The organism is Pseudomonas sp. KCJK9111, assembly GCF_046231935.1.
Lineage (GTDB): Bacteria > Pseudomonadota > Gammaproteobacteria > Pseudomonadales > Pseudomonadaceae > Aquipseudomonas > Aquipseudomonas parafulva_B.
Genome location: NZ_JBJJMO010000022.1, coordinates 37,579 through 55,445, shown reverse-complemented (window position 1 = coordinate 55,445; position 17,867 = coordinate 37,579). Strand labels below are relative to the sequence as shown.

Genomic DNA, 17,867 nt, shown 5'->3' with positions numbered 1-17,867 from the left:
CTGGTCAAAGTGCTGGGGCCGTAGTCTGTCTGCAGTGACACTGCCTCATTCATGGGCAGTGTTTCACGTGCAAGGTGGCCTCTGATGAAGTCTCAGCAGGCGACCCCTAGTCCAGGTGTACTAGATAGCCCTTTGCCCACTACTGCGGATGGGGAAATTTTCCGTCTAAGTAATGGGCAGAGAGATGGCCAGTCATGCGCTCCCCAGTGAAACAGCTGCTGTCGCTTGCACTCTTGTTGGGTGCTTTACCCGTCCATGCGGACACTGCCCAAAAGGGCGACTACTGGGTAGTGCATCATCAAGCCAGCCTGGGCAAGAGCAAGGTGTACCTTGCAGATGGCGACCCCAGTAACATCTACGAGCGCCCCGGTGGCGCCAAATCCTTGGGCGTCTATCTGTTTGACCAGCAGCCCGGCAAGCCCGATTTCACAGTCTACGACGTCGAAGTCGATTGCAGGAACAAGCGGGCAAGGGTCACGGGGGGCGCTCGACTTCAGCAGCGTGGCCAATACCTTGCGCAAGGCCAAGTTCTCCAATCGATGGCAGGGCGATCAACAACCGTGGTTGGCGCGAAGTCGTGATTTCATCTGCAAGCCAGCTGAGCGCCAAGCCCTCAAGATGGAGCACCTGGGCGTGATGTCAGCTTCGCAGCTGAGCCGCTCTGGCCCCCAGCTATTCGAGATACTGAACCGCGAAGCGCTCAGGGCCGAGATCATCAGGCAGATCGACCACGCCTTCACACAGATGCCTGCCAAGTAACTGGCCACCAAGGAGAGAAGCCATGATCCGCCTGCTCGTGTTTTGCCTAGGGGCTGTCCTGCTTGGTGGTTGCTCGTCACTTGAGGCAACCAGTGCATGGAAAGGCCGCCCAGTCGGTGAGCTGATCGACTATTTCGGTGTGCCCAGGGTCATCATGGTGGCACCTGATCAGGACATGGTGGTGCTCAGGTACGTGCGCGACAGCACGTATATCTCCCGGGAGGCTGCGGGCACCTACACCGGCCCTGAAAATGGCCAATTGGTACACCGCGAGTATTGGCAGGATGTCGAGCATTCAGGCAGTTGCGAAATCAACGTCTTTGTCGACAGGGCGCACGTGGTGCAGAAAGTCAGGGCCAATGGTCGCTGTGCGGTCATCGACATGGCGCCCAAAGCGTAGCCCGGTGGTGGGAAGCAGGTACCGGGCAAAGGGGCGTTAAGCGATGATCGCTTTCGCCTCTCGTCATCACTGATTCAAAAAAGCTGCCACCACAGGCAGTAGCCATTGCGGGTGCGTTTCATGAGGTGAGTGATCAGCCAGCGCCAGGTTCAACAGCTGCGCCCCAGGCACTTGCTCTACCAGCTCCAGGGCATTGGCGCGTGAAACCAGGCGATCACGATCGCCACGCACCACCAGCAATGGCGCGGTAATGCGACCGACGTTGGCGGCGGGATACCCGTGCTCGCTGTCATCGAGCCACATCCCCCGCACGGCCTCCAGCAACCTTGCAAAGTCCGGCTGCGGGTTGATCGCCTCATAGCGAGCTACCTCTTCGGCAAACAGGTCGCGCCACTTCGCGGCGGTAATTCCCTCGTACAGGGCCCGCGCAGGGTCGTTCTCTCCCAGCGCCCAGTGAGCCCCGATGGTGACGAGCCTATCGACCGTCACGGCCTGCGAGGCAGCCATGCGCAACGCGACGATTCCGCCATCGCTGTGCCCGATCAGGCTGACGCGTTCAAGCGCCAGGTGATCGATCACCTGCTCTACGTCGTGCTGCATGCGTTCATAAGTGAGTGGTGCGCTGCCCAGGGTGGACATGCCCTGGCCGCGGCTGTCGATGCCGATTACGCGCCAGCGGTGGGCTAAATGCGGGGTGATGGCGTTGAAGGTTTCACTATGTCCTAGGCCGCCATGCAGCAGGATCAGTGCTGGTGCGTCAGGTGCGCCCAGCTGTTCGTAATAAAGGCGTGCATCACCGACAGTGAGGTACTCGCCGCCCCGGTGGTTGAAGACATTCATGTCGAAGTTGTCCGTGTCGTCAGCTGTTATATCGGGCGCCAGTGTACCGAGTTGCCCGCTCAAGCCCAATGAATCCGAGCTGCCAGGCCTTTTTGTCTGGTCTTCACCTTGCGCACCGCACCTCTGGGCGAGCATGCTGTCAAAGTGCCTACAACGCTGTCCTGACGTTCTAACGATCGTGTTATTCCAGCGCTACTTTCTCTTCATCAAGCTGCCGGAGACACCATGGCCGATTTGATCTTTGCGCAGCCTTTCGAAGCTGTGGGTTGCAAGCAATGCCGTGAGATGGCTGACCTCGGCTTCGGTATCACCATGGCCTTCCAACCTATCGTTCACCAGCCTTCGGGTAAACCGTACGCCTACGAGGCGCTGGTCAGAGGGGTAGCGGGGGAGGGAGCTGCGCAGGTGCTGGCCAAGGTCACACCCGATAACCTGTATCGCTTCGACCAGGCCTGCCGGGTCAAGGCCATCGAAAAAGCCTCCGAGCTAGGGCTCAATCGGGTGCAGGATTGCAAGCTCAGCATCAACTTCCTGCCCAACGCCGTGTACCGTCCCGCCACCTGTATCCGCGCAACGCTCGAGGCCTCCAGGCAGTTCGATTTTCCGGCCGACAGGCTGATCTTCGAAGTGACCGAAGGCGAACGGGTCGAGGACACCGAACACCTGAAGTCCATCTTTCGCGAGTACGACCGGCAGGGCTTCACCACGGCCATTGACGATTTCGGGTCAGGCTACTCGGGCTTGAACCTGCTTGCCGAGTTTCAACCGGACCTGCTGAAGCTGGACATGGCGCTGACACGCAACCTCGGCGCCGACCCGGTGCGCCAGGCGATCGTGGCAGGCATCGTGCTGGTGGCGCAGCGGCTGAACATTCTGCTGGTCGCCGAAGGCGTGGAGACAGAAGCCGAGTGCCAGGCGTTGGCAGCCCTGGGTATCGAGCTGATGCAAGGCTACTATTTCGCCCGGCCAGAAATCGAAGCGCTGCCGCTGATCGAACGCCTGCGTGGCTGAGTGCTGATGGCTATTCGGCCCACTCGGGGTCGCCGGTAAACACCACCGTCAGCCAGCGGTTGGGCCCTTCACCGCCGATGGCGTCGCCGATCTCGTTGCGCCAGGCATCCCACTGCTCGATGGTCTTGGCCGCCATCTGCGGCGGCACGATGAAGTACAGCTCAATCTCCCGTGAGCGCCCCACCTTGGCCACATAGGCGCGGTAGGACTGCAGGCCATGGCGTTCGACGAAAGCCTGCGCAACCACATCCACATGCTGCTTGAGATCGCCCGGCGTGACGAGAAAGATATCCGCCAACGCCTGGCGAACGACCGACATCGGCAGCGGCACGATCACCAGACACACCAGTGCCAGCACCGCCGGGTCGATGTAGGGCGATACCCATTCAAGCGAGGTACCCTGCACGGCATAGCCAAAGCAGAAGGCGATCAGCAGCGCTGCCGTGATGCTGGCGGACATTACCCAGCCCTTGACGTCCATGGCGACGAAATCCGAGCGCAGCTTGCGGTTGGCCTTGTCCTCGATCACCGCGATGGTCACGCAGGCGGTGACGGTAAGCGCCGCATAGACCATGGCGATACCGAACTCCAAGTGACGGCCACCCTCCAGCAGGCTGCTCACGGCGTTGATCAGGGCATAGATGGCGACCCCGCTGAGCAGGATGCCATTGAGTGCCAGCACCATGGGTTCCAAGTGCCAGAAGCCCATGGTGAAGCGCTCACGCAGTTTGCGCGACATCTGCAGGCTGCTGGCATGGGAGGTGATCAGCCTGACCACCATTAGCGACAGCCCGCTCATGCTGGCATCGACCAGCGAGTAGACGCCGTCGAACACGATAGAAAACGAGCCCGACGCCAAGCCAAAGGCAATGCCGATGCTGGCGATGAACAGCGTGACCGCGATCGAGGTGCGCAGCAGGCCCTGCTCAGTGGTGATGTCGAAGAAACCGGGTGTGGTTGAGCTGTGCATGGTCGGTACGCGTCATCCCTCGGCGATACAGTTGGGCGGCGCCGCACGGAACGCCTTGGTCAACCAGGCCAGGTACACCAGGCCCAGCGTGGCCCAGATCCCGCCGAACAACAGCGAGTGCACGTTCAGGTCCAGCCACAGCGAAACGATGATACAGAAGCCAGTGGTAGGCAGTACCAGGTACTTCAGTTGGTTGGCCAGCCCTCGGCGATTGCCCTCTCGCAGGTAGCAGTGATTGATCACCGACAAGTTGACGAAGCTGAATGCCACCAATGCACCGAAGTTGATGATGGAGGTGGCGGTGACCAAGTCGAAGAAGATGGCCGACAGCGAAATCACCCCTACCACGGCAATGTTCAGTACGGGTGTCTTGTAACGTGAATGTAACCGTGCAAATACGCTCGCGGGTATGACCTTGTCACGGCCCATGACATACAGCAGGCGCGACACGCTGGTTTGCGACGCCAGCCCCGAGGCGATGGTGTTGATTACCGTGCACGCGATGAAGACCGACTGGAACAGCTTGCCGCCCACGTACAGGGCGATTTCCGGCAGCGCCGCTTCCTGATCGTGAAAGCGTGCCATCGTGGGGAAATAAGCCTGGATGAAGTAGGAAACGGTGATGAATACAACGCCGCCGATCAATGCCGTGAGGAAAATGGCCCGCGGTATGGTTTTGCCCGGGTCACGCGTTTCTTCGGACAGGCACGTGACCGCATCGAAACCCAGGAATGAGAAGCACAGAATGGTTGCGCCTGCCGCCAGGGCGCTCAGGTGGGTCTGCTGGTCGGCGAAGGGCAACAGGCTCCATGCCGTGCCCAGCCCTTCGCCCTGGTCCAGGCCGCGTATGCACAGGTAGATGAACACCGCGATGATCGCCACCTGCACGCCGACGAACAGCAGGTTGAAATGCGCAACCAGATTGACGCTGCGCATGTTGATCAGGCTGATCAGGGTCACGAAGGCCACGACCCAGACCCACGGCGCCACCTCGGGGAACATGGCAGACAGGTACAGCTTGGCCAGCAAGGCGTTGACCATGGGCAGCAACAGGTAGTCCAGCAAAGAGGACCAGCCCACCAGGAAGCCTACGTGTGGATTGATGGCACGCTGGGTGTAGGTGTAGGCCGAGCCCGACTGAGGAAAGCGCTTGACCAGGGTGCCATAGCTGACGGCCGTGAACAGGATCCCGGCAAGGGCCAGGATATAGGCGCTCGGCACGTGCCCTGCGGTGATGCCTGACACGATGCCAAAGGTGTCGAACACGGTCATGGGCGTCAGGTACGCCAGGCCAATGATGATCACATGCCATAAACGCAAGGTCTTGCGCAGTTGGCCAGCTCCGGGTGCGTAGGGTTCAGGCTGCATGCTGGCGTGGCTCCAAGGCGAGGGCTTGAAAGACAGGCACAGCGAAGGGCGCAAGCAGCAGCGGCGAGCGGGTGGGCTCCATATTGTTCACCTTTATGTAGGAGCAGCAGAGGCGTGACTGGATCACGCAAGTGATCAAAATAAAAAACGATAGGGTCTCAGGTGTCAAGTTAAACATGACAAGGTGTTTCGAGGGTCCGCTTTTTATCGAGGAATTCACGCATTCAAGCGTTTCTGTAGTCTCTATTTTCACTGCCAAGGCCATAAGCGTGTTCGTAAAAATTGACATCTTTGAAGTGGGCTTGTGCAACGGGTTGCACGATTTCCTGCCTGGAACTGCCGCCAACCTGCCTGGCCTTCGGTGATATGCTGCATTTTCCTGGCTGCGCAGGCGATGTGCGAGCCTTTATGGACATCAATCGGTTTTATTCATGAAGAAGACTTCAGTAGCAATCCTGTCCGGCGTAGCGGTGGTCGTTGCCGCAGTGGTCGTTGGCGGAGCCTGGTACACCGGCAAGCAACTGCCGGGTGAGCTGGACCATGCCTTGGCCCTGAGCAACGCGCAGCTGCAAAAGTCACTGGTGAACACAGGGGGTAGCGTACGCATCGAGTTGGTATCGCTGGACCAGCGCTGGTTCAGCAGCACGGCACACTACCGTGTGGTCGCTCGCGATGTGCGTGCCAGCAACCAGCAGGTCATGAATTTTGACGTGGGCGTGACCGATCAGATCGAGCACGGCCCGTTCCCATGGTCTCGCGTCAAGACTTTCAGGTTGTTGCCAGTGTTGGCGCTGAGCAACACCACGCTCGACAAGGACGAGGTCACGGCGCCCTGGTACGCAGCAGCCGGGGACCGCGTGCCGTTCAGCGCCCAGACCAGCATGGGGTACGGCGGCAGTGTCGACAGCCAGGTTCGCCTGGCGCCGGTCAAGCTCGACGATGCCAACGGCACCAGCCTGGCGTTCTCGGGCATGGAGCTTGGGGTCAGCGGGGATCGCGACGGCAAGGATTCGCGCTTCCATGGCGAAGCCGATCACTTTCTGATGAAGCTGGTGAGCGAAGACCAACCTCCCGTCATCTTCGAGCTCAATGGGCTGAAGTTGGGTGGCAAGCTGGCGGCGACTGCGCATGACAACCTGTTCTCGGGCAACGCTGACCTTTATCTGGCCGAGACCAAGGTTACCCTCGGGCCCAGGCAGCAGGCGCTGGTCATCAAGGGGGGAGAGCTCAGTACCCTGCAAAGCCTCGAAGGTCCCGACACCTTTGGCGGGCGTGTCGAATACAAACTTGGGGACATTAGCTGGGATGGGCGAGCGGTCGGCAAGGCCCAGATGATCGTCGGCTTCAAGTCCATTCATGCGCCCGCGCTGCAGGCGTTGAGTAACTGGTATGCGGCGCATTTGCCTGAGTTCGAGGCAGCGGCAGATGCCGGGCAGTCGGCGCCACAGATCAACATGACCGAAGCTGAAAAGGCTAAATTCCAAGGTGACTTGCGCACGCTGCTGGCCGCAAAACCCAAGGTGGCGCTCGAAGATTTGAGCCTCAAGACCGCCAATGGCGAGAGCCACTTCAACCTGGCCATGGACTTCGACGCGCCGTCTTCCTTCGACTTGCCACAAGATCAGGCGTTGAAGCAGATGGTGACGCAGGTCACCAGCAAACTGTCCCTGTCCAAGCCGATGCTAGGAGACCTGGCGACCTTGCAGGCCCTGCTCGACGGTCAGACCGATGCCCAGGCCATCGCCACGCAGTCTGGCCAGGCAGGAGAGATGGTCGGCTTGATGGGCGTGCAGAGCGGCCTGGCTACGGTGGAAGGCGATAAGGTGATCAGCTCGTTGCACTATGCCGATGGCATGGTCGATTTCAATGGCCAGAAAATGACGCTCGAAGCCTTTGCCGCGTTCGTCAATACACGGCTGGCAATGCTTTCGCCGCAACGCTGAGTGCCCGGCTTTACCTGCCCTTGAGCCGCTGGTACGAGGGCGGGTAATGGCTGGATAAAAACCGCTTTAGAAATCTTGGGTTTCTCTGTAGCCTTCGGCCTCCATAATAATCCGCGCCCGCAGAGGGCCGTGGCGGCTTGCGCCGTCCGGCGCCCTTAGCCGATCTGCCAGGGCCGGGTGATACACTCGATTTGATGCGCGCACGCGCTTGCAGGTCCAGCGATCATGACCCAGATTTCCGAACGCCTGTTGGTACAGGCTCACCTCGACGCCAAGCAGCCCAACCCGCTGACGGACGAGCAGCAGGCCGAATACCGTGCGGCCATCGCTGCCGAGCTCAAGGCGCAGAATGCCGTGCTGGTTGCCCATTACTATTGCGACCCAGTCATCCAGGCGCTGGCGGAGGAAACCGGCGGCTGTGTGTCCGACTCGCTGGAAATGGCCCGCTTTGGCAAGCAGCACCCGGCCGAGACGGTGATCGTGGCCGGCGTGCGCTTCATGGGTGAAACCGCCAAGATTCTCACCCCTCACAAGCGCGTATTGATGCCCACGCTCGAAGCGACCTGTTCGCTTGACCTCGGTTGCCCCATCGAAGAATTCTCTGCCTTCTGCGATCAGCACCCCGAGCGTACCGTGGTGGTTTACGCCAACACCTCCGCTGCCGTGAAGGCACGGGCCGATTGGGTGGTCACTTCCAGCTGCGCGCTGGAGATCGTCGAAAGCCTGATGGATAACGGCGAGACCATCATCTGGGGCCCCGATCAGCACCTGGGCCGCTACATCCAGAAGCAGACCGGTGCCGACATGCTGCTGTGGGACGGTGCCTGCATCGTTCATGAGGAGTTCAAGTCGCGTCAGCTCGCCGACATGAAGGCCCTGTACCCGGACGCCGCGGTGCTGGTCCATCCCGAGTCGCCGGAGTCGGTGATCGACCTGGCCGATGCGGTGGGCTCCACCAGCCAGTTGATCAAGGCTGCCCAGACGCTGCCTAACAAGACCTTTATCGTCGCCACCGACCGCGGCATCTTCTACAAGATGCAGCAGCTGTGCCCCGACAAGGTCTTCATCGAGGCGCCCACTGCCGGCAACGGCGCGGCCTGCCGCAGCTGTGCCCACTGCCCATGGATGGCCATGAACACCCTGGAGCGCGTGCTGCATTGCCTGCGCAGCGGCGGGGACGAGATCTTCGTCGACCCAGCCCTGGTGCCCAAGGCCATCAAACCGCTGAACCGAATGCTGGATTTCACCCAGGCGGCCAGGTTGAAGCTTTCCGGAAACGCGTGAGGTAAGCGCTGGCTGAAATGCAGGTCCTGGTGTCATGCCCGTCGCAGATGACTTGCCTAACAGCTAGGGCCGCTGTATGACGTTGCCGGTCCGGCGCCCCGGCGAGACCGCTCAGGCATGCTGTTCAACGTTGGAAGCGGTACCGCCCCAGACCCTGAAGCGCCTCAGCGCCCCATCATCTCCCGCACCATGCGCTGCTGCTCCAGCACCTCTCGCTGGCGTTGGTCGATCTGCGACGCCAGCGGGAAATTCCCCCCGGCGCGGCGCTTGGCGTAGTCGAGCTGCTGAATGGCCTGATCAAAGTCCCCCACCAAGGTGAAGTATTCCGCCCGCGCCCGGTGCAGGCCGATGGTATTGCCCGACAGCCCGCGCACCTCGGCCATGTCGTACCAGACGTCCGGATCATCCGGGCGGCTCTTGATCAGGTCGTTCAACACCTTCTCCGCCTCGGCCGGCTTGTTCTGCTTGACCAGCAGGTCGGCGCGCACCTGCTTGAGCGGGTAATTACCCGGGTACAGCCCCTGCATGCGCTCGGCCCGCTGCTGTGCATCGGCCAGACGATTGTTGGTGATATCCAGGTCGATCTGCGCCAGGTTGTAGGTAATGTCGTTGGGCGCCTTGGCCAGCAGCGGCTTGAGCATCTCCCGTGCTTCGTTGAGCTGACCGCCCTTGATCTGCGCCAGCGCCAACCCATAACGCGCCGCATCGAGTTTGGGGTCTTCGTCGAGCTGGGCGCGAAAACGCTTGGCCGCCAGCCCCGGCGTACCTTCATACGTGAGCGCTACCCGGGCGCGGATCAGCTGATAGCGCAGGCTGTCTTCCACACCGCCTTTTGGCGCCTGCTCTGCCCGGTTACGGGTGTCTGCGATCCGCGACTCGGTTACCGGGTGCGTCAACAGAAATTCCGGCGGTTTGGCGTCATAACGGTACTGACGCGCCAGGCGTTCGAACATGGTCGGCATGTTGCGCGGATCGTAGCCGGCCTTTTCCAGGTTCTGGATGCCGATGCGGTCGGCTTCCTGCTCGTTTTGCCGGGAGAACCTGCGCTGTTCCTGAATCGCCGCCGCCTGGGTGCCGGCAATCATGCCGATGCCGGCATCACCGGCGCCACCGGCCGCCAGCACGATACCGGTGAGCAACGCTGCCATCATCGGCAACTGCATGCGCTGCTGGGCCTCGATGCCCCGGGCAAAGTGCCGTTGGGACAAGTGCGCCAGTTCGTGCGCCAGCACCGACGCGTACTCGCCTTCGGTTTGCGCATTGAGGAACAACCCGCCGTTGACACCCACGATGCCGCCTGGCGCTGCAAACGCGTTGAGTTCGCGGCTGTCGATCAGGATGAACTCCAGGCGACGATCCTGCAGCTGGCTGGTTTCGGCCAGGCGGTACACGCTGGTCTCCACGTAGTCCTTGAGCTGCGGGTCGTTGAGTTGGTTGACCTGGCCGCGCAGCAGGCTCAGCCAGGCGCGGCCAAGCTGATGTTCCTGCTGTGGCGAGACGATCGCCGAACTGGCGTCACCCAGCGACGGCAGGTCGTCAGCATGGCCAGGCAGGGCCATCAGGCAGGCCAGCGTCAGCAGGGTAGGGCGCAGTAGATTCATGCACGAAGCTCGCGTCGGTCAAAGATTGCTACTGTAGCGGGCTCACACGTTGGCGACCAGTGGCGCTATCCTAGGCGGCCGATCAGGCCGTAACCGGCATTGCCCTGGAGAGCCCCGTTGATGAGTCCCCCCCTGACCTGCGACGCCGAACTCGATGCCAGCGGGCTGAACTGCCCGTTACCGCTGCTCAAGGCCAAGATGGCGCTCAATGGCCTGGCCAGTGGTGCCGTGCTCAAGGTCATCGCCACCGACGCAGGCTCCCAACGCGACCTTCGCACCTTCGCTAAATTGGCCGGTCATAGCCTGTTGCACGAAACGGCCGAGGCCGGTACCTACACCTACTGGCTGCGCAAGGCCTGAGTCCTACAAGGATCGTTCATGTTCAAAGTGCTACGCGACTGGGTCCAGCGCTACTTCTCCGATGAAGAAGCGGTGGTGCTGGCGGTTTTGCTGTTTCTGGCGTTCACGGCGGTGCTCACGCTGGGCGGGATGCTGGCGCCAGTGTTGGCCGGCATGGTGCTGGCATTTCTCATGCAGGGGTTGGTCAACGCCCTGGAGCGTCTGCGAGTGCCTTCGAGGCTGGCGGTCATGCTGGTATTTGCCCTGTTCATGGGCGCGCTGGCGGTGTTCATGCTGGTGCTGGTGCCGCTGCTGTGGCACCAGCTGATCACCCTGTTCAACGAGCTACCGGGCATGCTTGGCAAATGGCAGTCACTGCTGCTCCTGCTGCCAGAGCGCTACCCGCACCTGGTGTCGGACGAGCAGGTGCTGCATGCCATCGAGTCGGTTCGTGGCGAGATCGGCAAGTTCGGGCAATGGGCCCTGACGTTCTCCCTGTCCAGCCTGCCGCTGCTGGTCAACGCCATGATCTACCTGGTACTGGTGCCGATCCTGGTGTTCTTCTTCCTCAAGGACCGCGAGCTGATCGGCCGCTGGGTCAGTGGCTACCTGCCGCGTCAGCGCACCTTGCTCAACCGTGTGGGCAGCGAGATGAACCGGCAGATCGCCAACTACATCCGGGGCAAGGGCATCGAAATTCTGATCTGTGGCATCGCCACCTACATCGCGTTCATCGCCCTGGGCCTGAACTACGCCGCGTTGCTGGCACTGTTGGTTGGGCTGTCGGTGGTCGTGCCCTATGTAGGGGCGGTGGTGGTTACCGTGCCGGTGACACTGATCGCGTTGTTTCAATGGGGATGGGGAGACCAGTTCATCTACCTGATGACGGTCTACGCGATCATCCAGGCGCTCGATGGCAACGTGCTGGTGCCGCTGCTGTTCTCCGAGGCCGTCAGCCTGCACCCGGTGGCGATCATCTGCGCGGTCTTGCTGTTCGGTGGGCTGTGGGGGTTCTGGGGCATTTTCTTCGCCATTCCGCTGGCGACCCTGATCAAGGCCGTGCTGGACGCCTGGCCGCGTCAGGAGCCCAGTGTATCGCCCTTGCTCTGATAGCCATGGGGCTGCGCCGATGACCGACGCAGCCTGATCCGATCAGGCCTCGTTAAGGGCCTGGGCCGCTGCCAGTACGGCATCCACATGGCCAGGCACTTTCACCCCACGCCACGCTTGGCGCAACACGCCCTCCTTATCGATCAGGAAGGTGCTGCGGTCCACGCCCAGGTATTCCTTGCCGTACAGTTTTTTCAGCTTGATCACATCGAACAGCTGGCACAGGGCCTCGTCCTTGTCGCTGATCAACTCGAACGGGAAGCCCTGCTTGGCCTTGAAGTTCTCGTGGGACTTCATGCCGTCGCGCGAGACGCCAAGCACCACGGTATTGGCGGCTTCGAAGGCGCCATGCTGATCGCGAAAGCCTTGGCCTTGGGTGGTGCAGCCTGGCGTGCTGTCCTTCGGATAAAAGTACATCACCACCTGGCGGCCCTTGAGCGCGGACAGGCTGACCGTCTGCCCACTGGTGGCCTGGGCGGTGAAGTCGGGGACAGGTTGGTCGAGTGCAACGGCCATGGGAACCTCCTCAGACAGGGTTTTGTGGGCGCCAGGGCTCGATCAGGGCATCGAGGTTCAGCGCGTCGGCAAAATCCAGGAACTGGTCGCGCAGCCAACTGATCTGGGTGCCGGCCGGCAGGATCACCGTGAACTGGGCATTGAGCATGCTGCTGCCAGTCTGCGGTGCCAGGTAGGTGTCGCACGTCATGGCTTCGAGCTCGACACGGTGGTCAAGGAAGAACTGGCACAGCTCGTTGATGATGTCAGGCCGGTAGGCGGCGCTGACATAGGCCACGTAGGGCAGGGCCTGCGGACGTACTTCCTGGTCGGCGCTGCGCACCACGTCGAGGGTCAGGCCGTGCTTCTTGCCAAGGCCGGGGAGCATGGCCTCAAGGCGCGCCAGGGCATCCCAGCTGCCGCCGACCTGCAAAACCAGTGCGCTGGTCTCGCCATGGCGGCTCAGGCGCGAGGTGACCACCGCGCAGCGGTTTTCGAAGGCAGCGCGGCTCAGTACATTGGCCAGCTCCATGGGGTTGGGCCCCAAGGCGCTGATGACGAGGAATTGTTCGCGGACAGTGGGGGTGGACATGCAGCATTCCTAAAGCGATGAGCGGTCGATGCAGGACGGGCGAAAGCCTCCTGTAGGCAGCGCTCGGCCCTCGCAGGCGAGGGCCGGGGCACTGGCCGGGAGCAGGGTCTACGGCCCGGCGGGCCGTGCTGCACCGATCAAAGCATCAAGGGTAGCGAAATAAGGCGCTGAGGGGAATGCTCCGCCCGCCTGCTTCGCTTGTGCAAGGCCGATGCCCCCAGTACCATTACCGCTCTCTTTTTCCGGCAGGAGCAGATACATGATTGCGGGCAGTATGGTGGCACTGGTCACTCCCATGGATGCACAAGGGCGTGTTGACTGGGGCAGCCTCGACAAACTTGTAGACTTCCACCTGGAAAACGGCACCCACGCCATCGTCGCCGTCGGCACCACCGGTGAGTCCGCCACGCTGGATGTCGAAGAGCACATCCTGGTCATCAAGCACGTGGTCGAGCGCGTCAAGCGCAGCAAGAGCCCGATCCCGGTCATCGCCGGCACCGGTGCCAACTCCACTGCCGAAGCCGTGCACCTGACCCAGAACGCCAAGAATGCCGGTGCCGATGCCTGCCTGCTGGTCGTGCCGTACTACAACAAGCCCACCCAGGAAGGCCTGTACCAGCACTTCAAGCACGTTGCCGAGTCGGTCGACATCCCGCAGATCCTGTACAACGTGCCAGGCCGCACTTCCTGCGACATGCAGGCCGAAACCGTAATCCGCCTCTCGACGGTGCCCAACATCATCGGCATCAAGGAAGCCACCGGTGACATGGCCCGCGCCAAGGCCATCATCGAGGGCGTTGCCAGCGACTTCATCGTGCTGTCCGGTGACGATCCAACCGCCGTCGAGCTGATCCTGATGGGCGGCAAGGGCAACATCTCCGTCACGGCCAACGTCGCTCCGCGGCAAATGGCCGACTTGTGCGAGGCCGCCCTTGAGGGCAATGCCGAGAAGGCCCGCGCAATCAATGACACGCTCATGCCCCTGCACAAAGACCTGTTCTGCGAGTCCAACCCGATCCCCGTCAAATGGGCGCTGGTCGAGATGGGCCTGATGAAAAAAGGCATTCGCCTGCCACTGACCTGGCTTAGCGAAGGCTGCCACGACAAAGTCCGTACTGCCCTGCGCCAGTCCGGCGTACTGGTTTAAGAGGAAGTACCCTGCATGAAGCGACTGGCTGGCCTTTCTGCCCTTGCCCTGATCATCTCCAGCACCAGTGGGTGCGGCTGGCTGTGGGGCGAGGATGGTTATTTCCGCGACCGCGGCAGCGATTACCTGCAGGCGCACTCGACCGCGCCCATGCAGTTGCCTTCGGACGTCAGCGGCGTCAAGCGCCTCGACCCCCTGCTGCCCATCCCGCGCAATGTTGCCGACGACAACGTCAGCGGCGAGTACGAAGTGCCGCGCCCTCAGCCGCTGACCGGCGGTGCGGGCCAGGCGAACGACTACAGCCTGCAGCGCAGCGGCAGCAGCCGTTGGGTACTGGCCCAGCACGCCCCGGCTGAAGTCTGGCCGGTGGCGCGTCAGTTCTTCGAGGACAACGGCTTCCGTATTGCTGAGGAGCGCCCGCAGACGGGCGAATTCAGCACCACCTGGCAGCGTTTCGACGAACTCTCGGCCTCCCTTGGCCAGCGCCTGGCCAGCACGGCCAGCAGCAACGACAGCGAAGTGCGCGTGCGGGTGCGCATGGAGCCCGGCGTGCAGCGCAACACCTCCGAGGTGTACGTGGTCACTGTCGAGCGTCCGACTGGCAGCAGCGCCGAACCCGACTTCCCGTCCAGCTCCACCAACACCGGCGCCGACGCACTGCTGGTCGACGAGCTGCTCGCCAGCATGAACCGCAGCGCCGAGAAGGGCGGTTCGGTGTCGCTGCTGGCCGAACGTGATTTCGATGTACCAAACCGCGTCAGCCTGAGCGAAGACGGCAGCGGCAACCCGGTCCTGAACGTTGGCGCCGACCTGGATCGCGCCTGGTCCAGCGTTGGCCGTGCCCTGGAGCAGGGTGGCCAGTGGCGGGTAGAGGACATCAACCGCAGCCTGGGCCTGTACTACATCAACCTGTCCGAAAAACCCGAGGACAAAGAGAACAAGCCTGGCTTCTTCGGTCGTGTGTTCGGCAGCGAGCCCACCAAGGAAGAGCGCGAAGCCCGTGCCGAGCGCTATCAGGTGCGCCTGAGCAAAGTGGGTGAAAACGTGCAGGTCACGGTCGAGAAGAACATCAACACCGTGGCTCCGGCCGATGTCGCTCGCCGTGTGCTGAGTGCCATTCAGGACCACTTGGGTTAAGTGCGCTTCGCCGTACTTGGAAGCGGTAGCCAGGGAAACGGCACGCTGATCGCCAGTGGTGATACCTACATCCTGGTCGATTGCGGCTTTTCCCTGCGCGAGACCGAGCGGCGCCTGGCGCTGCTCGGTGTGTCGGCAGCCCAGCTGAGCGCTGTGCTGGTCACCCATGAACATGCCGACCACGTGCATGGGGTTGGCCTGCTGTCGCAGCGCTACAATGTACCGGTCTACCTGAGCCAGGGCACTTTGCGCGGGCTTCGAAAGCCGGTGGAAGTGGCCGGTTTCCTGGCGTGCGGCCAGCGCTTGAGCGTCGGCAGCCTGGAGGTTACGGCATCGCGCGTAGAGCACGATGCCCATGAACCGTTGCAGTACGTGGTCAGCGACGGCACACGCCGTTTCGGCATGCTGACGGATCTGGGCTCGTACGACGCGCGGCTGCTGGACGGCTATCGCGACCTGGATGCGCTGTTGATCGAAGCGAATCATTGCCGCGACATGCTGGCGCGTGGTCACTACCCCTACTTTCTCAAGCAGCGGGTCGGCGGCATGCGCGGGCATTTGAACAACCACCAGGCTGCGAGCCTGGTACATGAGCTGGGCTGGAATACCCTGCAGTATCTGGTGCTGGCCCACCTCAGCAGCAAGAATAACCTGCCACACCTGGCCCGCCAGTGCTTCGTCGACACCCTTGGGTGCGACCCTGACTGGCTTGAGGTGGCAAATCAGGAACACGGGCTCGACTGGCGCGCCATCGCCTAGCCCACCCCTCACGCAAGCGGAGCCCAATCATGGAAAAACGCGACGAACTCTACCGCGGCAAGGCCAAATCGGTTTACAAGACCGATGACGCCGACCGCTTGATCCTGCTGTTTCGCAACGACACGTCGGCCTTCGACGGCAAGCGCATCGAGCAGCTGGACCGCAAGGGCACGGTGAACAACAAGTTCAACGCCTTCATCATGCAGAAGCTCGAAGAAGCCGGCGTGCCGACCCAGTTCGACAAACTGCTGGGCGACAACGAGTGCCTGGTCAAGAAGCTGGACATGATCCCGGTCGAATGCGTTGTGCGTAACTACGCAGCCGGCAGCCTGGTCAAGCGCTTGGGCGTGGAGGAGGGCATCAAGCTGGAGCCGTCCACCTTCGAGCTGTTCCTGAAAAACGACGAGAAGGGCGACCCCTTCATCAACGAATCCCACGTTGTCGCCTTCGGCTGGGGCACCGCCGAGCAACTGGTCGAAATGAAGAAGCTGTCGCTCAAGGTCAACGAGGTGCTGACCAAGCTGTTTGACGACGCCGGCCTGCTGCTGGTCGACTTCAAGCTGGAGTTCGGTGTCTTCCACGGCCAGATCGTGCTGGGCGACGAGTTCAGCCCCGACGGCTGCCGCCTGTGGGACAAGGAAACCCGCAAGAAGATGGACAAGGACCGCTTCCGTCAGGGCCTGGGCGATGTGATCGAAGCCTACGAAGAAGTTGCCAAGCGTCTGGGCGTGCCGCTGTAAGGCGCCCGCACACGCAAGCGCCTGATACCACGCGGTTTTTTTGAAAATAAAGGTTTGCGTTTTCAGAATTCGCTGGTATGATGCGCGGCATTGGAGAGATGCCGGAGTGGTCGAACGGGACGGATTCGAAATCCGTTGTACTGGCAACAGTACCTAGGGTTCAAATCCCTATCTCTCCGCCATACGCGAAGTAGTCAAAGCCCCCGAAAATGTTGAGTTTTCGGGGGCTTTTTCATTATTGCTCGAAAAATCTTGGTTTTTTTGGGCAGCAACTTCACCCTCCAGTGCGCAGCAGGCCATTTTAGGACAATGTTTTTTAGGCCTCTAATCGGGCTAGGGCTTTTCAGTCTCATGGTATTTATCATTAGGGTGGTGGCAGTGCTGTTGTGAGCTTTTCTAAGGATTGCGAGATGGGCTGTACAAGCAAGTCCAGTAGGCGTCTGTCGAACACAGCTTGCGTGATCAGGCGGATGCCCGCCCAGGTGTGAGATCTAGGGCACCTTTATTGGTTGTTAGCTCCGAGACTTTTCAAAGCGGACATCACCCTCAGTCAAGTTCTTCACAGGCTGCCAGCCAAGGTGCCGATAGAAGCCACATGCACGGCTCGCTTCAGCTGTCTCTAACCAGATCGTTTGATGGTGTTGGAAGAGGAACGTCTCTGCTTGCTCCATGAGTCTGCGGCCCAGCCCGTTTCCCTCAAATCCGGGTAGAACGAAAGCGGCAAACACACACCCGTCCTCGACATCGGCCATAGAAAAACCTACAGGGGCACCATTGACCTCGGCAATCCAAGCACAGGGGGCCTCTAAAATGGCCTGCCTTACCGTAATGGGGCTAATTCCCATTGCGGCTAGCTGCTCACGGGATAGGTGATTTTCGTGCACGCTGGTTCGAATATCAAAAATCGCATCAATATCCGCTAGGTTGGCGAGTCTGATTGAGTGGTTCATATTTGGTTTGAGCCTCTAAGCGGGCTTCCTTGAATCCATAGGATCCCTAAATTCCTCAGTCGGTATTCCTGTTCCCTGCACCGCTGGGTCAACCGAAGGATTGTGACAACTCATCGCTTCAACAGAGTCAGTCGGGCTGCTACAGCCTTGCTGTCAAACAAGAGGGTGGCAGCGATACGCGGGTTGACAGACCGAGGACTCCGGAGACTCAGCGCACACAAGGTGCCCCACGTACCACCGCCATAAGGGTTGCACGTGTGGGGAGAAGGGTCGGCCTGTCAAAGCCGGTCGTTGATCTGCAACGACCCGCCGAGACTAGAACGCGACCTGCTCCATCGCAACCGTTTGAGCAGCGGGGCAGTATGTTTCGGAAACGGCCTACAAGTAAGGGGATTAATCTGAGTTCGGAGACCCAAAAGTAC

General features: G+C 61.1%; 19 protein-coding genes and 1 tRNA gene. 13 read left to right on the top strand and 7 right to left on the bottom strand.

What is annotated here, in order from left to right; all coding sequences use genetic code 11:
- Window positions 1-206: 206 nt before the first annotated feature.
- Genes ACK59L_RS10340 through ACK59L_RS10330 form a run of 3 tightly spaced genes read left to right on the top strand, consistent with a single transcriptional unit; the run spans window position 207 to window position 1,159 of the window.
- The gene (locus ACK59L_RS10340; RefSeq protein ID WP_409273421.1) at window positions 207-581 is read left to right on the top strand and encodes a hypothetical protein; all 375 of its coding nucleotides are present in this window, start codon (window positions 207-209) and stop codon (window positions 579-581) included.
- A 55-nt stretch (window positions 582-636) separates the two neighbouring features.
- Window positions 637-759, top strand: coding sequence for a hypothetical protein (locus tag ACK59L_RS10335; RefSeq protein WP_409273419.1), 123 nt, complete (start codon window positions 637-639; stop codon window positions 757-759).
- A gap of 22 nt (window positions 760-781) precedes the next feature.
- Window positions 782-1,159 (top strand): hypothetical protein, encoded by a 378-nt coding sequence (locus ACK59L_RS10330; protein ID WP_100851035.1) that lies wholly within the window; start codon window positions 782-784, stop codon window positions 1,157-1,159.
- Between the two features lie 66 nt (window positions 1,160-1,225).
- Here ACK59L_RS10330 and ACK59L_RS10325 read toward each other — a convergent pair whose 3' ends face one another.
- Window positions 1,226-1,999, bottom strand: coding sequence for an alpha/beta fold hydrolase (locus ACK59L_RS10325; protein WP_409273417.1), 774 nt, complete (start codon window positions 1,997-1,999; stop codon window positions 1,226-1,228).
- 225 nt (window positions 2,000-2,224) lie between these two features.
- Here ACK59L_RS10325 and ACK59L_RS10320 point away from each other — a divergent pair, with 225 nt between their 5' ends.
- Window positions 2,225-3,010 carry an EAL domain-containing protein gene (locus ACK59L_RS10320; RefSeq protein ID WP_196135239.1) on the top strand — a complete coding sequence of 262 codons (786 nt, stop codon included), beginning with the start codon at window positions 2,225-2,227 and terminating at the stop codon, window positions 3,008-3,010.
- 10 nt (window positions 3,011-3,020) lie between these two features.
- On the opposite strand, the gene ACK59L_RS10315 is transcribed toward ACK59L_RS10320, so the two are convergent.
- Together ACK59L_RS10315 and ACK59L_RS10310 are read right to left on the bottom strand one after the other, a co-directional pair.
- On the bottom strand, window positions 3,021-3,980 hold the full coding sequence (locus ACK59L_RS10315; RefSeq protein ID WP_409273415.1) for a cation diffusion facilitator family transporter: 960 nt from the start codon (window positions 3,978-3,980) through the stop codon (window positions 3,021-3,023).
- A 12-nt stretch (window positions 3,981-3,992) separates the two neighbouring features.
- A complete protein-coding gene (locus tag ACK59L_RS10310; RefSeq protein ID WP_409273413.1) occupies window positions 3,993-5,348 on the bottom strand; it encodes an APC family permease in 1,356 nt (451 codons plus the stop codon).
- A gap of 431 nt (window positions 5,349-5,779) precedes the next feature.
- On the opposite strand from ACK59L_RS10310, the gene ACK59L_RS10305 reads away from it, so the two are divergent.
- Both ACK59L_RS10305 and nadA read left to right on the top strand, forming a co-directional pair.
- On the top strand, window positions 5,780-7,291 hold the full coding sequence (locus tag ACK59L_RS10305) for a YdgA family protein (RefSeq protein WP_409273411.1): 1,512 nt from the start codon (window positions 5,780-5,782) through the stop codon (window positions 7,289-7,291).
- 225 nt (window positions 7,292-7,516) lie between these two features.
- Window positions 7,517-8,575 carry a quinolinate synthase NadA gene (gene nadA, locus ACK59L_RS10300; protein ID WP_058604303.1) on the top strand — a complete coding sequence of 353 codons (1,059 nt, stop codon included), beginning with the start codon at window positions 7,517-7,519 and terminating at the stop codon, window positions 8,573-8,575.
- A gap of 164 nt (window positions 8,576-8,739) precedes the next feature.
- Here nadA and ACK59L_RS10295 read toward each other — a convergent pair whose 3' ends face one another.
- Window positions 8,740-10,176, bottom strand: coding sequence for a M48 family metalloprotease (locus ACK59L_RS10295; protein ID WP_058604302.1), 1,437 nt, complete (start codon window positions 10,174-10,176; stop codon window positions 8,740-8,742).
- 120 nt (window positions 10,177-10,296) lie between these two features.
- Between ACK59L_RS10295 and ACK59L_RS10290 the strand changes: the two genes are divergently transcribed.
- Together ACK59L_RS10290 and ACK59L_RS10285 are read left to right on the top strand one after the other, a co-directional pair.
- Window positions 10,297-10,536 (top strand): sulfurtransferase TusA family protein, encoded by a 240-nt coding sequence (locus ACK59L_RS10290; protein ID WP_409273408.1) that lies wholly within the window; start codon window positions 10,297-10,299, stop codon window positions 10,534-10,536.
- Between the two features lie 18 nt (window positions 10,537-10,554).
- Complete coding sequence (locus tag ACK59L_RS10285; protein WP_058638493.1) at window positions 10,555-11,625, top strand: AI-2E family transporter; 1,071 nt, start codon at window positions 10,555-10,557, stop codon at window positions 11,623-11,625.
- A 42-nt stretch (window positions 11,626-11,667) separates the two neighbouring features.
- Here ACK59L_RS10285 and ACK59L_RS10280 read toward each other — a convergent pair whose 3' ends face one another.
- On the bottom strand, window positions 11,668-12,141 hold the full coding sequence (locus ACK59L_RS10280; protein WP_409273406.1) for a peroxiredoxin: 474 nt from the start codon (window positions 12,139-12,141) through the stop codon (window positions 11,668-11,670).
- Between the two features lie 10 nt (window positions 12,142-12,151).
- Window positions 12,152-12,712 carry a glycine cleavage system protein R gene (locus tag ACK59L_RS10275; RefSeq protein WP_023536329.1) on the bottom strand — a complete coding sequence of 187 codons (561 nt, stop codon included), beginning with the start codon at window positions 12,710-12,712 and terminating at the stop codon, window positions 12,152-12,154.
- Window positions 12,713-12,971: 259 nt separating this feature from the next.
- Between ACK59L_RS10275 and dapA the strand changes: the two genes are divergently transcribed.
- From dapA to ACK59L_RS10250, 5 genes are all read left to right on the top strand, one after another.
- Window positions 12,972-13,859, top strand: a complete 888-nt coding sequence (dapA, locus tag ACK59L_RS10270) for a 4-hydroxy-tetrahydrodipicolinate synthase (protein WP_100851039.1) — start codon at window positions 12,972-12,974, stop codon at window positions 13,857-13,859.
- 15 nt (window positions 13,860-13,874) lie between these two features.
- Window positions 13,875-14,996: an outer membrane protein assembly factor BamC gene (bamC, locus tag ACK59L_RS10265; protein WP_409273403.1), complete on the top strand. Its 1,122-nt coding sequence runs from the start codon at window positions 13,875-13,877 to the stop codon at window positions 14,994-14,996.
- On the top strand, window positions 14,997-15,755 hold the full coding sequence (locus tag ACK59L_RS10260; RefSeq protein ID WP_409273401.1) for an MBL fold metallo-hydrolase: 759 nt from the start codon (window positions 14,997-14,999) through the stop codon (window positions 15,753-15,755). It abuts the gene before it with no gap.
- A gap of 29 nt (window positions 15,756-15,784) precedes the next feature.
- The gene (gene purC, locus ACK59L_RS10255) at window positions 15,785-16,495 is read left to right on the top strand and encodes a phosphoribosylaminoimidazolesuccinocarboxamide synthase (RefSeq protein WP_016498342.1); all 711 of its coding nucleotides are present in this window, start codon (window positions 15,785-15,787) and stop codon (window positions 16,493-16,495) included.
- A gap of 92 nt (window positions 16,496-16,587) precedes the next feature.
- Window positions 16,588-16,677, top strand: a tRNA-Ser gene (locus ACK59L_RS10250).
- A gap of 330 nt (window positions 16,678-17,007) precedes the next feature.
- Here the strand turns inward: ACK59L_RS10250 and ACK59L_RS10245 are convergent.
- Complete coding sequence (locus ACK59L_RS10245; RefSeq protein ID WP_409273399.1) at window positions 17,008-17,445, bottom strand: GNAT family N-acetyltransferase; 438 nt, start codon at window positions 17,443-17,445, stop codon at window positions 17,008-17,010.
- Window positions 17,446-17,867: the final 422 nt, after the last annotated feature.

Excerpts from the sequence above, each read along its gene's own strand:
- bamC (WP_409273403.1), top strand. The coding sequence starts at position 13,875 with ATGAAGCGACTGGCTGGCCTTTCTGCCCTTGCCCTGATCATCTCCAGC.
- ACK59L_RS10280 (WP_409273406.1), bottom strand. The coding sequence starts at position 12,141 with ATGGCCGTTGCACTCGACCAACCTGTCCCCGACTTCACCGCCCAGGCC.
- ACK59L_RS10315 (WP_409273415.1), bottom strand. The coding sequence starts at position 3,980 with ATGCACAGCTCAACCACACCCGGTTTCTTCGACATCACCACTGAGCAG.
- ACK59L_RS10310 (WP_409273413.1), bottom strand. The coding sequence starts at position 5,348 with ATGCAGCCTGAACCCTACGCACCCGGAGCTGGCCAACTGCGCAAGACC.
- ACK59L_RS10245 (WP_409273399.1), bottom strand. The coding sequence starts at position 17,445 with ATGAACCACTCAATCAGACTCGCCAACCTAGCGGATATTGATGCGATT.
- ACK59L_RS10295 (WP_058604302.1), bottom strand. The coding sequence starts at position 10,176 with ATGAATCTACTGCGCCCTACCCTGCTGACGCTGGCCTGCCTGATGGCC.
- ACK59L_RS10330 (WP_100851035.1), top strand. The coding sequence starts at position 782 with ATGATCCGCCTGCTCGTGTTTTGCCTAGGGGCTGTCCTGCTTGGTGGT.
- ACK59L_RS10305 (WP_409273411.1), top strand. The coding sequence starts at position 5,780 with ATGAAGAAGACTTCAGTAGCAATCCTGTCCGGCGTAGCGGTGGTCGTT.
- purC (WP_016498342.1), top strand. The coding sequence starts at position 15,785 with ATGGAAAAACGCGACGAACTCTACCGCGGCAAGGCCAAATCGGTTTAC.
- ACK59L_RS10320 (WP_196135239.1), top strand. The coding sequence starts at position 2,225 with ATGGCCGATTTGATCTTTGCGCAGCCTTTCGAAGCTGTGGGTTGCAAG.
- dapA (WP_100851039.1), top strand. The coding sequence starts at position 12,972 with ATGATTGCGGGCAGTATGGTGGCACTGGTCACTCCCATGGATGCACAA.
- ACK59L_RS10275 (WP_023536329.1), bottom strand. The coding sequence starts at position 12,712 with ATGTCCACCCCCACTGTCCGCGAACAATTCCTCGTCATCAGCGCCTTG.
- nadA (WP_058604303.1), top strand. The coding sequence starts at position 7,517 with ATGACCCAGATTTCCGAACGCCTGTTGGTACAGGCTCACCTCGACGCC.
- ACK59L_RS10325 (WP_409273417.1), bottom strand. The coding sequence starts at position 1,999 with ATGAATGTCTTCAACCACCGGGGCGGCGAGTACCTCACTGTCGGTGAT.
- ACK59L_RS10290 (WP_409273408.1), top strand. The coding sequence starts at position 10,297 with ATGAGTCCCCCCCTGACCTGCGACGCCGAACTCGATGCCAGCGGGCTG.
- ACK59L_RS10285 (WP_058638493.1), top strand. The coding sequence starts at position 10,555 with ATGTTCAAAGTGCTACGCGACTGGGTCCAGCGCTACTTCTCCGATGAA.
- ACK59L_RS10335 (WP_409273419.1), top strand. The coding sequence starts at position 637 with ATGTCAGCTTCGCAGCTGAGCCGCTCTGGCCCCCAGCTATTCGAGATA.